The organism is Aliivibrio sp. EL58 (genome assembly GCF_900312675.1).
Classification (GTDB): Bacteria; Pseudomonadota; Gammaproteobacteria; order Enterobacterales; family Vibrionaceae; genus Aliivibrio.
Genome location: NZ_OMPC01000007.1, coordinates 165,912 through 179,498 on the forward strand (window position 1 = coordinate 165,912; position 13,587 = coordinate 179,498).

17 protein-coding genes and 1 pseudogene are annotated in these 13,587 nt (G+C 44.2%); all 18 read right to left on the reverse strand.

Annotation, left to right across the window (positions count from 1 at the left end):
• Positions 1–61: 61 nt before the first annotated feature.
• Positions 62–1,003 carry a hypothetical protein gene (locus ED622_RS09295; RefSeq protein WP_122033618.1) on the reverse strand — a complete coding sequence of 314 codons (942 nt, stop codon included), beginning with the start codon at positions 1,001–1,003 and terminating at the stop codon, positions 62–64.
• Positions 1,003–2,184, reverse strand: a complete 1,182-nt coding sequence (locus ED622_RS09300; RefSeq protein WP_122033619.1) for a phage tail protein — start codon at positions 2,182–2,184, stop codon at positions 1,003–1,005. Before ED622_RS09300 ends, ED622_RS09295 begins: the two co-directional genes overlap by 1 nt.
• A complete protein-coding gene (locus tag ED622_RS09305; protein WP_122033620.1) occupies positions 2,181–2,711 on the reverse strand; it encodes a phage tail protein in 531 nt (176 codons plus the stop codon). Before ED622_RS09305 ends, ED622_RS09300 begins: the two co-directional genes overlap by 4 nt.
• Entirely contained in the window at positions 2,695–3,672 is a 978-nt protein-coding gene (locus ED622_RS09310; RefSeq protein WP_122033621.1) for a baseplate J/gp47 family protein, read from the reverse strand. Before ED622_RS09310 ends, ED622_RS09305 begins: the two co-directional genes overlap by 17 nt.
• The gene (locus ED622_RS09315; RefSeq protein WP_122033622.1) at positions 3,669–4,001 is read right to left on the reverse strand and encodes a phage baseplate protein; all 333 of its coding nucleotides are present in this window, start codon (positions 3,999–4,001) and stop codon (positions 3,669–3,671) included. The genes ED622_RS09310 and ED622_RS09315 overlap by 4 nt, the downstream gene beginning before the upstream one ends.
• Complete coding sequence (locus ED622_RS09320) at positions 3,998–4,669, reverse strand: hypothetical protein (protein ID WP_122033623.1); 672 nt, start codon at positions 4,667–4,669, stop codon at positions 3,998–4,000. Before ED622_RS09320 ends, ED622_RS09315 begins: the two co-directional genes overlap by 4 nt.
• Entirely contained in the window at positions 4,669–5,331 is a 663-nt protein-coding gene (locus ED622_RS09325) for a phage baseplate assembly protein V (protein ID WP_122033624.1), read from the reverse strand. Before ED622_RS09325 ends, ED622_RS09320 begins: the two co-directional genes overlap by 1 nt.
• A gap of 6 nt (positions 5,332–5,337) precedes the next feature.
• Positions 5,338–5,793 carry a hypothetical protein gene (locus tag ED622_RS09330; protein WP_162922494.1) on the reverse strand — a complete coding sequence of 152 codons (456 nt, stop codon included), beginning with the start codon at positions 5,791–5,793 and terminating at the stop codon, positions 5,338–5,340.
• A complete protein-coding gene (locus tag ED622_RS09335; RefSeq protein WP_122033626.1) occupies positions 5,756–6,283 on the reverse strand; it encodes a hypothetical protein in 528 nt (175 codons plus the stop codon). Before ED622_RS09335 ends, ED622_RS09330 begins: the two co-directional genes overlap by 38 nt.
• A 1-nt stretch (position 6,284) precedes the next feature.
• Positions 6,285–6,587, reverse strand: coding sequence for a hypothetical protein (locus ED622_RS09340; RefSeq protein WP_122033627.1), 303 nt, complete (start codon positions 6,585–6,587; stop codon positions 6,285–6,287).
• Positions 6,588–6,599: 12 nt separating this feature from the next.
• Positions 6,600–6,935 (reverse strand): hypothetical protein, encoded by a 336-nt coding sequence (locus tag ED622_RS09345; RefSeq protein WP_122033635.1) that lies wholly within the window; start codon positions 6,933–6,935, stop codon positions 6,600–6,602.
• A 56-nt stretch (positions 6,936–6,991) separates the two neighbouring features.
• A complete protein-coding gene (locus ED622_RS09350) occupies positions 6,992–8,980 on the reverse strand; it encodes a ClpP-like prohead protease/major capsid protein fusion protein (RefSeq protein ID WP_122033628.1) in 1,989 nt (662 codons plus the stop codon).
• Positions 8,958–10,415 (reverse strand): phage portal protein, encoded by a 1,458-nt coding sequence (locus ED622_RS09355; RefSeq protein WP_122033636.1) that lies wholly within the window; start codon positions 10,413–10,415, stop codon positions 8,958–8,960. The genes ED622_RS09350 and ED622_RS09355 overlap by 23 nt, the downstream gene beginning before the upstream one ends.
• Positions 10,416–10,428: 13 nt before the next feature.
• Complete coding sequence (locus ED622_RS09360; RefSeq protein WP_023603417.1) at positions 10,429–10,647, reverse strand: hypothetical protein; 219 nt, start codon at positions 10,645–10,647, stop codon at positions 10,429–10,431.
• The gene (locus ED622_RS09365) at positions 10,644–12,731 is read right to left on the reverse strand and encodes a terminase gpA endonuclease subunit (RefSeq protein ID WP_122033629.1); all 2,088 of its coding nucleotides are present in this window, start codon (positions 12,729–12,731) and stop codon (positions 10,644–10,646) included. Before ED622_RS09365 ends, ED622_RS09360 begins: the two co-directional genes overlap by 4 nt.
• Positions 12,706–13,182, reverse strand: a complete 477-nt coding sequence (locus ED622_RS09370; RefSeq protein ID WP_122033630.1) for a DUF1441 family protein — start codon at positions 13,180–13,182, stop codon at positions 12,706–12,708. The genes ED622_RS09365 and ED622_RS09370 overlap by 26 nt, the downstream gene beginning before the upstream one ends.
• Positions 13,183–13,188: 6 nt before the next feature.
• Positions 13,189–13,452 (reverse strand): hypothetical protein, encoded by a 264-nt coding sequence (locus ED622_RS09375; protein ID WP_254052616.1) that lies wholly within the window; start codon positions 13,450–13,452, stop codon positions 13,189–13,191.
• Positions 13,382–13,587 (reverse strand): annotated as a pseudogene (locus ED622_RS09380) (hypothetical protein); the annotation flags it as partial. The gene ED622_RS09375 and the pseudogene ED622_RS09380, both read right to left, overlap by 71 nt.

The window sequence follows — 13,587 nt, forward strand, 5'->3', positions numbered from 1 at the left end:
TGGCTAGATAAAAGAAAACCCAGCGCAATGGCTGGGCTCTGAAGTGATTGGTTTGATGTGATTAGCCTGGCACTAAGCCTGATAGTTTAGGTCGGCCACATTCAGGAAAGTCTTGTTGTTCAAGGTATTCATTTAAGAGAATGCGATCACCAAGGAGCGAGTAATAATCATCTTCGGTGTAATTAGTTTTACGAAGTTCAGAATAGATTTCAGGGATTTGTTTATCTTGAGCATAAAACAGTAATTCAGCTTCAACATTGGTGAGCACATCTTGTTGCCACTGCGTTTCAACGTTAATCCAATGAGGACGATAACGCGCTTCATCGTATTGCCAAACACCGAGCTCTATACTCCATGAATCAAATGGCTCAGGCTCTAATAATGTATGAGTGTCAGGGATCGCACCAAGTTCTTCAACTTGATAATCTCCTTTTTCATCGTTATCACGATCTTTAGCAAAAGCAATTTGCTCACGATGGTCTTCAAGCTGTTTCCATTGATGATTGACTAAGCGAACTGCAAAACCTTCCTTTGGCTCTGGCGGTTTAGTGAATGAATGCTTATCTGGCAACGTGAAATTATAATCAGAGATAACAAACTCATTCGTCTCACTATCCCAGAACTTTTCACCCAGTAAAATTCCAAACACTTTCCATTCACCATCCTCATAAAGAACAGTTTGAATTTCTTTGTCGTACTTTGGTGGCGCTTCTTTCACTGCCCATTCAGGGTAATCACCATCGGGTATACCAATAACAAAAGCGTCACCGGTTGGAGACCAAAACTCATACGCTGATTTGTCTTCAATTTCTATCCAGGTATTTAATTGGTGATCATACTTACCAATTACACCATTGGTACTTGGCTCATAAATATTTTCAGTACAGTCATCACCTAATGCGGTTCCTGCTGCAACATGCTCTTCACCATTACCAAGCCACCAACCATCAGGATGAATTCGTGAAACTTGTAAAATGACGGATTTCTTTTGAATGTTGTTCATTATGCAAGCCTCACTATCCAGTTAACTTTACGATGATTTATGGTGTTTTTAAGTGCACCAAATAGAGCAATCATTATAGTGTGAGCATGAGATCCAATTGATACCGAGTGATAATGGTCACCTTGCCCAGCAGTTGCGTAAGGGGATGTTCTTTTGGATATAGGGTTTTTACAACCAGCAGGGTAATTGCCACCATAACCCCCATCACCGTTATCCATTCCAGATGTATAAGTAGCATGTGCGTGATTTCCTGCGGCTTCAGCGGTTTTACTTCCTAAATCTGTAGATCCTACAGTTGACCCTTCATGCCCATGCTCTTTAACTTGTCCCTCTTCAAATACGCCAACGGTTTCACTATCCTCTTTACCAATAAAACCATTCCCTCTCATATCTGGAATAATTCCATCAGGCCAAATTTCAGCAAGTTTAGGGCATGCCACTAAATCAAAAGCTTGCCCCTTTCGAATAGCCCACCCTTCAGGTGCAATATCACTCTCCCAAGGTAATGAAACACCCACAGGACAAATCTTTGCAGCAAGTCCCAACCACAATTTATCAATCAATCGTTGTGGCGTTAATGCTCGCCAAAACTGTGGCAACTTAACGTGCTTTTTCTCTTGAGATCCTGAATCTATCTCAGCATCCGTTGCCGCATTGTCTTTACGTTCATACTGCTCATGGGCTTTATCAGCTTTAACATGATCATTAAACTCTTCAACATGCGCTTCAAAATCCGTGATCGGTGTATAGAGCACCGAATCATCTTGAGTGATGGTAATTAATTCTGAATTATCCGTTCTAAAGTTCAGTCTAATTCGTGTAAGTTTCCCATCTGAATCTGCCGTTCCTGCAACATAATCACCGCGTGAGCGTGCGTATGAATAAAGAACACCAGTATCGGTCAAAGTACCAATTTCAAAATAGTTATAACCAGTATCGGGAATAGGTATATCTGCTTCAACACGATAGAAACCATGTTCAGTATCTATCGCTTTTACAAAACAAACCGCTTCCGCTTTAGGTTGTAATAACGCGGTTTGATTTTGTGGTTGTTCATTCTCTGGAAGTAATCCAAGGCCAATAACCACTTTTTCAATCGYAACCTTACGACCTTCTTCTTTGGCCAGCGCTTCTTCATCAAGCCCTGCCAACGTAATGTAATTTAAATATCCTGTACTCATGCGGCACCTATTTCTATAACAACACCGGTTTGAATGGTTGAGCCTATAAAGGCGTGTGAATCAGCAGAGCGAATAAGGGCAATGTCCACCGTGTCACGCTCTGATTTGTAGTTATCAATTCGAGAGGCCACCCTTGCTGTAGTTTCTTTATCGATGGGAAGATCTGACAAATAACCATCAATCACTAATGAATACGCCAACTCACCCTTTTTCATTTCCGTGGTGATGTTCAACACACTCAAGGCTTGAGATAAACCAAAGCGTGTTCCTGCTTTTCTATGGATGGCAAAGGCTTGCTCTGTGGTTTCTCGGCGTTGTTTCATCGTGTCATTAGGTTGCCAATCCAAGACACCACGCTCAGAGGCAAGCAGGGACACAAATTCATCAGAGGTTAAAAGGGGTTGTTTCAATTCTGGATAAGGGTTTTCTGATGCACTTAATAAACTGTGCCAGGCAAACTCCAATCCCTCTTCAATCAAGGTTCGGTTCTCAGGTTGAACCGACACAAACTCATTGGGCTTTGACATTAATGATCACCTCTGTGCAGTGCGGCGCTTCATCCCACAAACATAAAACATCCGCTGTGGGTTTGGTTATCTCGACACGCTTTGCCCCTAATGAATAAAACACATGGCCAAGTTCAAGCCGCTCCACTCGACCTTCAAGTAACTGGCTTTTATCTGCAAAACGTAATGCTGCGCTTTGGGCTTCTTCTTTTGAAATATCATTGACCGGATCGCCTCCTGTGAATAACGTCGCTTCAATCACATACGGTTTTGGAACACTGCTTTTCACTGCGACCTCATCGGTTTCTTGAGCAATATCATCACGGTTTAAATAATCACTGGCGCGTTTAATTAATTCAGGACTTGCCGTTCCATCTGGGTTTTCACGACTGACCAACGCCACTTGAACTTGACCGCTGTTTGGTACCAACATTTTGGCTCTGGCATCTTTAACCTGTGCTGGTTGGCTCTCTTTTGGAAACTCAAAGCGCATCACTACCGCATCAAGCTCTGAGCTCACCGTCATGGTTGGCCGTTCATCCAAAGTCAGTGCATGAAAACGATAACCGGCGCGAGTGCCTGTGGTGTGAAACATGTACGGCGCTAAATCAAAACGCTGCAATAAACTGTCATTACTCTCCATCACCGCCGCTTTGGGTGGAAAGACATTAATGTCTTCAGGGATGAGTACTTGGCGTTTAAGCTGATATTGCGCCGCTAACAAATCCACCATGTCGCTTTCAGTCACAAACTTTCGGAACATCTGCAGCGCCCAATAGTTTTGCTCTCGAATTTCAGCCAATCGCTTTAGCATGAAGGCTTGCGTCACTTGCGCTAAGGTTTCCGCTTCATTACGAAACGCCTCTTCAAGTTGAACCGCCATTTCAGGGTTCGACTCTTGAACGTAATTAACCGCAAAGGCCACATAATCATCAAATAAGGCTTCAAATGACGGCTCTTTAAATGCATTAGGGATGGTCATAATTCACCTTCAAGCTTAAGTTGATTACCTTTCCACTTGCCAATCACTTTAATGGAATAACCCGTCGCGGTTGGCAGGGCGATACATTGAGTGGCTTTAAACTCAGACAGGCCGTTTTGATGTTCAGTAAAGGCCGACAACGTAAGGTTTTGAATGATTAACGTAGTTTGTGGGGTTTGCAGCTTTCCGAGACAACGTAACGCAGGATTACCCACTTTTCGTCGTTTCACTCTGCTTGAGATTTCTGTGGTTAATATACGAATGAAGCGCCGTTTAAGCGCTTCAAATCCTGTTACTGTTTTGCCTGTCTTTGGGTCAATCCCTATCATGGTAAAAGCCCTTTTATCTCATCGGGTAACACATCATTCATTACCGCTTTTGAACAAGGATTATCCCAAAGCATGGCAATATTTTGAGCGATGGCCGAGGAGGTGATTTTGTTCTTTATCTCTGATGCTTTCGCCGTTTCCTTACTGAGCAAGGACGAGATCTCACCATCAGCCGCCGACATATAATCACTCAGCGTTGTTAATAAGGTTTCAAACTCACCAAGTTCAATAACCCCACTCATAAAATCAGTAATGGCTTGAAATAAAGCACTGGCTGACTCATCGACAACCGCAAAGGCCGCATCATTTTCACCTTGGATTGATCCAAACAATTCTGTGGTATTTGAACAACTGCTAGGAACAGCATCACTCATCGCATCCAATCGGTTGACTTGCTGYGCCATCGAACTCATTTGAATAGCACTATCYGCCGTGGTCGCCATGGCATTCACGCTGCCTGTAATATTRGTATTGGTACTGGCAATGCTGTCTCTRGCTGAGGTTAGCACCGCCAAATCAATGCCGAGTAAATCTAATGCTGGGTTATTTAATGCGGTTTCTAATGCCATTAATTGACTACTGGTTTCACGCCCTGCATCAACCGCTGGATTTGAAATAGTTAATCCATTGTTCAKGATGTGCTGATAGATATTAAGATTAAGCGCCATTATTGATTTACTCCTGGAGGCATGGATGGGTCACCGGGTTTAGAACAGATATGATCATGTGCATTAAAGAGGTTTCTATCTTCGGACATACTGCGAACGCCATCAGAGATCTCTTTAGTCGCTTCAATATTGCCTTTTTGTTTGGTGTTGCCTTCGATTTGTTGATTGCCCTTTTGAATCGAATCACCTTCAAGCTCATTCTTGCCAATCTGTTTACTGTCCGCATGAATTTCATAACCACCTGGATACTTAGCCACAAGCTTTCCGCTCTCGATGTTATAAAGCTCAGTCATGCCGTTGCCATAATCCACCATCACTTCATTTTCCTTGGTGGTTGGTGCTGGGTATTTGCTAGACGGTAATCCCATTAAAGCCACTGCATTATTCAAGTTAGTGCCAGAGCCAAGGTTAACCAATAAACACAACTCACCCACTGAAGGACGGCGATAATGGCTCACTTTACCGCTACAAAAAACAAAGAACGGGACGCCTTTTACTTCGTTGTCACCCGTTTTTATATCGACGGTGGTTTTACTGGCCTTCTCGACCACAGCAAGACGAATGAGATTAGCCAGATTACCTCGAAGCTCTTCAAGTTCCTCTCCTTGCTCAAGTACTTTGTTTTCTAGTGACATGATCCTTTGCATGATTTGAATAAACATAGTTTTTTACTCCAACCAAGATTCATCCACTTCACCAATAGACACTGACTGTCTCACCGTGACCGCTCGAATAAGATACCCATGCTCATCATCAATAATTTGAGGCTCATTAACGATATAATCTGGCAATTCAACCGAGTCACCCAATCCAAAATAACTGTTCTGAAATTCACGCTCGATACGTGATGAGGCATCCAAGGCTTCTAAATCAAAACCTTCATTAGACGTATTCACCGTAATGGAAAAAATCAGCTCAATGCTGTGCTTTTCTCTGCCATCGTTGGTGTCTTCTTTCATTATTTTGGATTGACCACATCGATAGGTGATCTCAACCGTTTCAGGACTGCTTGCTATTCGTTTGTATGAACTTGGAATTTCAAGAGCTAACGTCGTTTCTAAATGGTCAATCACCGCCTTGACATAGTCAGACGGATTTCGCAGTAATTGATATGATCTCTTCATCAAAGAACTTCCTAAATTGGGCATCCACTTGAGGCGTTAATGTGGCAATGATGTCTGCTGTTTCTTTATCAATGGGTTCGGTAACGGCGCGTATTTGGCGTCTTGCTTTCGCACTGCCAGAATGAGGCGCATACCGCTCAAAAACTACGGGTGTTCGACCATTGCCAATGTAACGAACAAAAGCATTGTCGTATTCTTTGTTACCCACTCGAACCACTGAACCGCCTAATTGGATAGGCTCACCAAAACGATGAGCCGCCAAATCATTGGTACCAATCCAAAGCTTGCCGGTGTAATTGCGGTTCTTCACCCGATTAAACGGTTTTAAACGATCATTAAACGTTTTCAGTTTTAATTCCGTTTTCATCTCCGCTTTGGTTTTCACCTTTAGCCATTGGTTAGTTCGTCGAGCCGCCTTCATAGCCGCTTGTTCTATATGCTCAGGAAGATAGGCCAACTCCTTGAGCCAAGCCGTATCAACACTTAGCATATTATTCCGCCCAATCTCGGCGTTTTGATGCACTTTCCATCATCAACGCGTATTCAAACATCCCATTACAGCCGCTTTGAAAACTCACTCGATAGGTATTGCCTTTATGCTCCACAGTGGATTGCTCCGCTATTTTGCTATCAGTGATCATCGCTAAACGCTGCAATCCACCTTTTTGGCGAGCCTTAACATAAGCGGTAATGACTGAGCTTTCTTCACTCGGAGAGATCACCGTTTTCTCATCACCCATCGCATCTAAAATGGCTTCATAAGCATCCGCTCTGTTTTCATCAAAATCAGACATTACCGCCCCTTATTACGCCGTTTTAATCTCAGTAATTAAGCCACCCGTTAACAGCACACCGCCATCGACGAACACACCAATTGGCTGAATGACTGCGTCCACTTCCGTTGGCAGCGTTTTTGTAAATTCAACACCATCAAAATATGCTGGTGAGCAATCAAACATCGGGTTATCACCGGCTTTAATCGGACCATCGAATAAACCGCGAGTCACGCAGCTCACCACAACACCTTCTTCAGCGCTAAAACTTGGAACAACAAGCAAAGCGCCCACTAAACACGGCTCATCCTTTACAAAACCACCTGCAGGAGCCGCAATACTGAGTTTGTTTCCATCACATAAATGCATAATCATTACCTATAAAAAAAGGAGCCCGAAAGCTCCTATAAATGAACACAACAACCTTACTTAGCCGCTGCGAATGTGCCTTTACATAAACCACGGCGATCAGTCACTTTTGCCACAATGTCATAAGTGATACGCATCTTGGCACCATCAGAGGTAAAGCCATCACCCGTTTCTAACCACGGTTCTTCCTGACCATCTAAGAAGCCCATTACCACCGCTTCAAAATCTTTGGTGGTTAAACCAATCGCACCATTCACATCTTTCATGCGACCGGTACTGATCACTTCTTTAAACTTATTGAACGCAGGGTTGAACGCATCCGGCTTGCTGGCCGTTGCCAATACCGCTTCAATCATTGGTGCATGATCATGACTTGCCAGAATGAATTGGCTTTCTAAATCTAAAACATCACCGCCACTGGTTTCAGTTGTTGCCAGGGCTTTATGCATCGCAAGAATAAGTGCTTGGTAATCCCCTGCAGTGATCCCCGTTTTATTGTTAGCACCATGAAACACTGATTCACCATCACTCATCTTTCCAGCAAGGATGGCATTGAAGATCAACTTGTCGGATAAACGACGGCCTGATTGGAAGAACTTACGTGGAATTTTACTCAGCAAGGCAATTTCATCATTGATGATGGCTTGGCGAGTAATTCGGAACTCACGACCAAAGGTTGCCAGTTGAATTTTCTCGCCCGTTCCTTTGATTAGGGCTTGTTTGTATTCGCCATCTTCCTGAATGCCCATTAAATCTGGTGCATCATTGATGGTGATAAGTTCGGTTTCTTTAAAGTTCGGTAAACGCTCAGTGCTTGCAAACTGACGCCAYAACGGCGCTTTWACYTTCACTTCATCACGAATAACCGTTCTTACCCCTTCGGTTAAAATCTCAGAGAAATCACTGGTATTAAACGCTCGTGCCACCAAGTCTTGCTTACTTAGCCCTTTACCTTCATTACCTAGTGACGCTTTGGCCATGTTAAGTAATGAATCACTTGAGAATGAGTTGTCCTTCTCAACCGTTTCAGTGCCTAAACGTGCATTTAAAGCGTTTTGTAATTCCGCTTTGATGTGATTGCCGTTACCAGCATGAATGTGAGTTGGTGTAAGGTTTGAAGGCGTTGGGGTTTCTTTGCCTGTCGCACTTTGAACACCAATGGCAGCAAGGATTTGAGCCGCTGCATTGGCTTCATTACAATCCATATCATCAAGCATTGAATTGAGTAATTCGTCTTTCACTTTATGTTGAGCGCATAGCCCACGAATCGCCGCTTGGCGTTGGTTTTCTTTTTTTACTGCATTTTGCAGCTCTTCATTTGGTTTTGGCATAGTAATTACCTGTTTTGGCTCTTGGGTAGAGGGTGGAATTGAATTGGATAACGGCTCAGCTTTTGGTTTAGGTTCCACTGAAATGGCGTTTAACAGWGCATCAGGCGTATGTTTAAACGCGCTTAATGCYTCTTTCTTAATACCRTCAAAGCAGTTGGTTAAATTAACGGGGTCAATGACTTCGTCCACCAAGCCAAACGCGAGCGCTTCGTCTGCGGTAAACCACGATTCTTTTGCCATTGCCGCCAATACGTCTTCATTTGATTGGCCTGTCTTTTCAACATACGCATCCGCAATGGTTTGTTTGGCGTTCTTAATTTGAGTRAGTGCGCTTTCAAGTTCTTTCTCTCCTCCCCATGCCCCAATCGATGGGTCGTGGATCATAAAGCTCGCGTTCTCTGGCATCTGAATATGATCACACGCCATCAAGAARTACGTCGCAATGGACGCCGCGAGYCCATCCACAACCCCTGTGGTTTTTCCTTTGTGYGCCTTAATCGCATTAAACATGGCTAAGCCTTCATAGACTGARCCCCCAAAGCTTTTCACATGAAAAACAGCGTCTTGAGTRCCAACCGATTGAAGCGCACGAATTAAATCAATYGCCTCAATGTCATAGCTCCCAATGTCRCCGTGWATCCAGACTTTCACTGGCTCTGCRTCACCTTGGTTCTTTAACGTAAACCACGATTTAGCTTTGCTTGCYTTTGGCATTRTTAACCTCTTTGTTTGAGTTAGATGAAACCAAGCTATGAGCAGGATCRGATGTGCTGACGATGTTCATATCATTGAGCTGCTTACGCTCCGATTGCACTTCAAGGCGTGTTGCCAGTGGGCTAATGTTTCGCTCACGTTGTGCCTGACTTAATGAGAACAGCGATAAGCGAGTGCCTTTTTCAATTCCTGTCATTTCTCTTGATGGGTCAATCCACGGCATCACCGGTGCTTGGTAAATCGCATTAAAAATGGAAGTTTTGTCCACGCCTTTTGGCACTTTTACTTCACCAGAAAGGATTGCCATATTGAGCGCATGACGGTATTGAGGACGGGTCCAATTAAGAATGAACTTGCGTTGAAGCACTCGATAACGTGAATAGCTATCGACCAACTCTTGTCGCTGCGATGAATAACTGCCGTTGCTGTAATCTCGGGTTACGCTTGAGTTATTCACACCAGCACCAGAGCTTGCCAAGCGAAGTTGAGCATCACGAAATGGCGAGCTCATCGCTTCTTTGCGGTTACTCTCCACCATGCCTGCATCTTCACCTGGTGAAAGCTCAAAGCTGTTACCCATGCCTAGGAACATGTCACCATCACGCTCTAGTGATTCATCACTACCCACCTCACGTTTAATGAAGTAGGTAAAGCGGCTGGCAATTTGTGCGCTGACTCGTTCGGATTGGTCGTAGTCGTCAATGTCATCAATCAGATCCACAATCGAATGAAGCAATGAAATGCCACGGTTTTGATGAAACCGCCGYGAGAACTTCAAATGCACCATAAAGAACGCATCAATTTCGACAAACTCAAACCCATGYGCGTCTTGTTGAATGAGATAGCTGATGGCTTGGCCTAACTTGTTGCGCTTAATCCCCTCTAACACRCCATTTTCAGGCTCATTAATTCGATGAGGAATAAAATCAGGCTCAAACGGCTGAATAGCAAAAGGCGTATTGCTTGGATATAACAGTTCTTCATGCTTGCCCATGTATAAACGACCAAACACTTCACCATCACGCAGCCAAGTACGACACGCTAACCATTCAGTTTCACTTCGAGAATGCTCAGCATCGATGTTTTGATTAAGTGAAAACAGCTCTAACCATTTACTGATGGCTTGAGCAAACTCGGTGTGTACTTCTCCTTTCATATCGAGTGGTTGAGGTTCAATCATGATCCCATTGGGACCAATCACGTTAGAACAGAGCTCATCCAAAATACCCGTAACTAACGGATTGTTTTCATCCATGTGGCGAACACGCTCACGCACCGCTTTAGCGCCACGATTGACGCTATTGGCAGAGCCGGATGATTTCTTATTAGGTCGCTTGGTATGAGGATTACTTGGAAGTGAGGCGTTGTATTTATTGAGAAGCTTTCTGTCGTATTGCCGTTGAAGTCCTGATTTGGGGTGAAAATACCCCACCATTTTATCGATAAAATTACTCAAGATAATTTCTCCGTATCATGGAACGACGACCACCTTGCCGAGAACGATTCAATTGCCCTTCAAGACGTAAGATTTCAGCGCGAACGTGGGCTAAATTGGCTCGGGTTAACTTCTCCCCATCCGCCGTTTCAACCGCTTGGCCTTTTAATATCTTGCGCTCAGCGTCGTAATACCACGACAAACGCTCTTGGGTTGTTGGTGCTGTTATCATCCGTAAATTCCTTTTGAGTGCTTATAACGACGTTTAGGTTTACGAACAAACTCATGCTGTTCGACTGAATCACACACATTGCTGTTAAATTGCCATTCTGCTGCCCACGCCGGTGGATTATCCCAATTGATACTGTCACCATCTTTGTAATGCATTCCTGCTTCGGCGTAGTTACATAAATCAAAGGATTCGTTGCGTACTTTCGGTGGACACTCCCACAGCCCTTTTTCATTAATAAATTCGGCGGTCAACTCATCAAACCATGAACGCTCAGCCCAGGCAGGAAGATGAAAGAAACGCGCACCGAACTCTTCACGCTCATAGCTAGACGAGACACGGTTTTTTAATCGGTTGGTATTGAGCAGCAATAAAGGAATTTCACCGTGAGCGTGTTGGCTTCGCTCATCAGGGAAGCTTTCTTTGACCAAGTCTTTTTGGTTGTGGCTTGAGCCTTTAACTAATCGAAATAAGTGTTCAAGCCGTTTGTGTTTTAAACGCTTAAAGAACTGATAAGACAATTCCGTCACACTGGTGGCTTTGCCATCTTTCTCAGCACCCGAGCCGCCAGAATCACACAAGGTTAAAACAGGCTTCATGCTGCGCCCTGATTCATCCGCCAAGGGATAGGTTTTTGCTATTACTTGGTCAATCAACAAATCCCAATCTTCGGCATAGATAGCTGGGTTAATGCGATCATCATTTCGGTTTGGGTTCATGACGATTTCAAAGCGATCAATGATCCAACGTTGCAACCCTTCGCCAAACACTTGCGCCTGAACAATGAAACGAGGGTTTGATTTACCGCCTTGAACATCGATAGACATTATTAAGAAGCGCCCACCATGAGGAATAACCCCTCTTGGATAACTGCTGGCACGCTCCATCAACTCATGAGCCCCAATCTCAGAGCCTCGACCTTGCATGATGTAAGAGCGCCCAATATCAACGTTAAAAAAGGATTTTAATGATTCTTCATCGCCATTATCTTCAAACCGTTGCGCCGCATTAAGATAACGGTACACCAAACTTTCCCAGCTCTGATAAGCCGCAACCACACCTTCAAACCAAAACGTTGCCCATTTTGATTTTCGTATCTGGCTTTCATCAACAACCACTTCACCAAACTGGTTAACTTCACCTTCACGAAACCACTGTCCATCAAGGTTTAAAGTGCTTTTTTTGTTTTCAGTGATCACATGACAACAGCGAGGACACTCAACATACGCAGTTTTTGCCGCTTCTTGATAATCGTCTAATGGCTCCCATTTCAACACTTCAAAGTGCGGTAAGAAATACGCATCACAATCAGGACAGCACCAGTAAAAACGACGTCTGTCCCCTTGGTTATACAGTTGAGCAATACCGCCACAAGGTTGCGCCTCATGCGGTTTTAAATCTTCGGCACGTTTTGGCATTCGAACCACACGACCTGGGGAGCTTTCCGCCATCGCCATGCCTGAACTTTTGGCGTTTTGAATACGTTTAAGCATCAAGCCAAACTTCGAACCCTCTTCACCAACGGAATCATCCGCACGATCATAATCGGTACAACCGGCATAACGATACGTTGAGGCAGATAAACTGGTTTCGGTTGCGGAATCCAACTTCAAGTTCATCCCGTTTTTAAAGCGTTTATTGGCAATGTTATCGTCGGCCTTTCGTCCTGTTCGTAACTTGTCTATCTCTTGAGTGGAAGCAAAGCAGCGAGCCAAATCAATCTTACTCATTTCATTGGCTTTGGTTTTTGTACTGTAGATAAGCAGCATATCACCAGGGGCTTGAGTTACTGCATAATTCACCCACCCTTCGACCATCGCTTTGGTTTTACCCGAACGCGCCGGACCAACCACAATAACCGCTTCATAAATACGACGAGGCAAGCAGTTCATCGGCTCGCGCATGTAAGGCGTTTGAGAGGACATGAACTTGGCCACATCCGTACCATCTGAGATCCACAAACCTTCATCCGCCGCTTCAACGGGTGTTTTATCTGCTGGTAAACAGAGATACGCAAGGGACTTTCTTATTGCTTCGGCATCCGCAAACACCACACCCAATTTAGGATGAAACGGAGGAAACTTCATCACACACCTGCTTTAAGTCTTTATTAAACAAATCTTCTAACAGCTCTAACTCTTCAGGCTGAGCGTTAGGGATAGCGGTTTCAATCCGTGTAATGGCGTTAACCGCAAAGGTTTTCATCGAAGCAATCACCAACCCCACCTGACTTTCCATTTCAGGCGTTGCCACTAATTGCAAAGCGTCTTGTTGTAGACTTAGCTTTTCACGCTCGGCCTGAACAAACGCACGAAGCTCTGCGGCGGTTTTAAACCCCATTAGATCGGGTGCATCGGTTTCTTTCATTGGGGCTTTGCATAAATACGGAGCCACTTGAATGATGTCATACAGTGGCGTATTGCCTTTATTGGCGATGGGCTCGATACCGGCTTGTTTTAGTTTTTTGCGAATGGTTGAACGGTGATAATTAAACCCTTCAAGCTCAGAGAGATTCCACAGACGTTTTTCATTATTCATAAAGCCTCACTGAGTCGAGTCCTCACCGTACCCATAAAAGTTACGTAAATGCTGAATTTGATTAGCACACAAGCGCCACGCTTCTAACCAAACCGGATCACGTAATACCGCTTCACCGTACGTTTTTGGTGGTGATGTAAATGGAATTTGGCATTGAACAAGGTAAGCGGATGGCGGAACAATCAAACGGTCTTGATACTCAGTCACCACCTGTTTGGTAGTACAGCCACTTATCAGCGTTAGGGATAGGCACATCACGACAAATTTCATGCTTAATCACCTCTTTAATCACGGTTACGGTTTGAATGGTTTGTTGTTTTTGTTTGGATTGCTCAAGCGCCAATGCATCAGCTGCCGTTTGAGCTTGTTTGATTTCTTGGTTTAGGTTGCTAATGGTTAAGGCCA

Coding starts and splice junctions, on each gene's coding strand:
- ED622_RS09295 (WP_122033618.1), bottom strand. CDS start 1,003: ATGAACAACATTCAAAAGAAATCCGTCATTTTACAAGTTTCACGAATT.
- ED622_RS09305 (WP_122033620.1), bottom strand. CDS start 2,711: ATGTCAAAGCCCAATGAGTTTGTGTCGGTTCAACCTGAGAACCGAACC.
- ED622_RS09310 (WP_122033621.1), bottom strand. CDS start 3,672: ATGACCATCCCTAATGCATTTAAAGAGCCGTCATTTGAAGCCTTATTT.
- ED622_RS09315 (WP_122033622.1), bottom strand. CDS start 4,001: ATGATAGGGATTGACCCAAAGACAGGCAAAACAGTAACAGGATTTGAA.
- ED622_RS09325 (WP_122033624.1), bottom strand. CDS start 5,331: ATGTTTATTCAAATCATGCAAAGGATCATGTCACTAGAAAACAAAGTA.
- ED622_RS09330 (WP_162922494.1), bottom strand. CDS start 5,793: ATGAAGAGATCATATCAATTACTGCGAAATCCGTCTGACTATGTCAAG.
- ED622_RS09335 (WP_122033626.1), bottom strand. CDS start 6,283: ATGCTAAGTGTTGATACGGCTTGGCTCAAGGAGTTGGCCTATCTTCCT.
- ED622_RS09340 (WP_122033627.1), bottom strand. CDS start 6,587: ATGTCTGATTTTGATGAAAACAGAGCGGATGCTTATGAAGCCATTTTA.
- ED622_RS09345 (WP_122033635.1), bottom strand. CDS start 6,935: ATGCATTTATGTGATGGAAACAAACTCAGTATTGCGGCTCCTGCAGGT.
- ED622_RS09360 (WP_023603417.1), bottom strand. CDS start 10,647: ATGATAACAGCACCAACAACCCAAGAGCGTTTGTCGTGGTATTACGAC.
- ED622_RS09365 (WP_122033629.1), bottom strand. CDS start 12,731: ATGAAGTTTCCTCCGTTTCATCCTAAATTGGGTGTGGTGTTTGCGGAT.
- ED622_RS09370 (WP_122033630.1), bottom strand. CDS start 13,182: ATGAATAATGAAAAACGTCTGTGGAATCTCTCTGAGCTTGAAGGGTTT.
- ED622_RS09375 (WP_254052616.1), bottom strand. CDS start 13,452: ATGAAATTTGTCGTGATGTGCCTATCCCTAACGCTGATAAGTGGCTGT.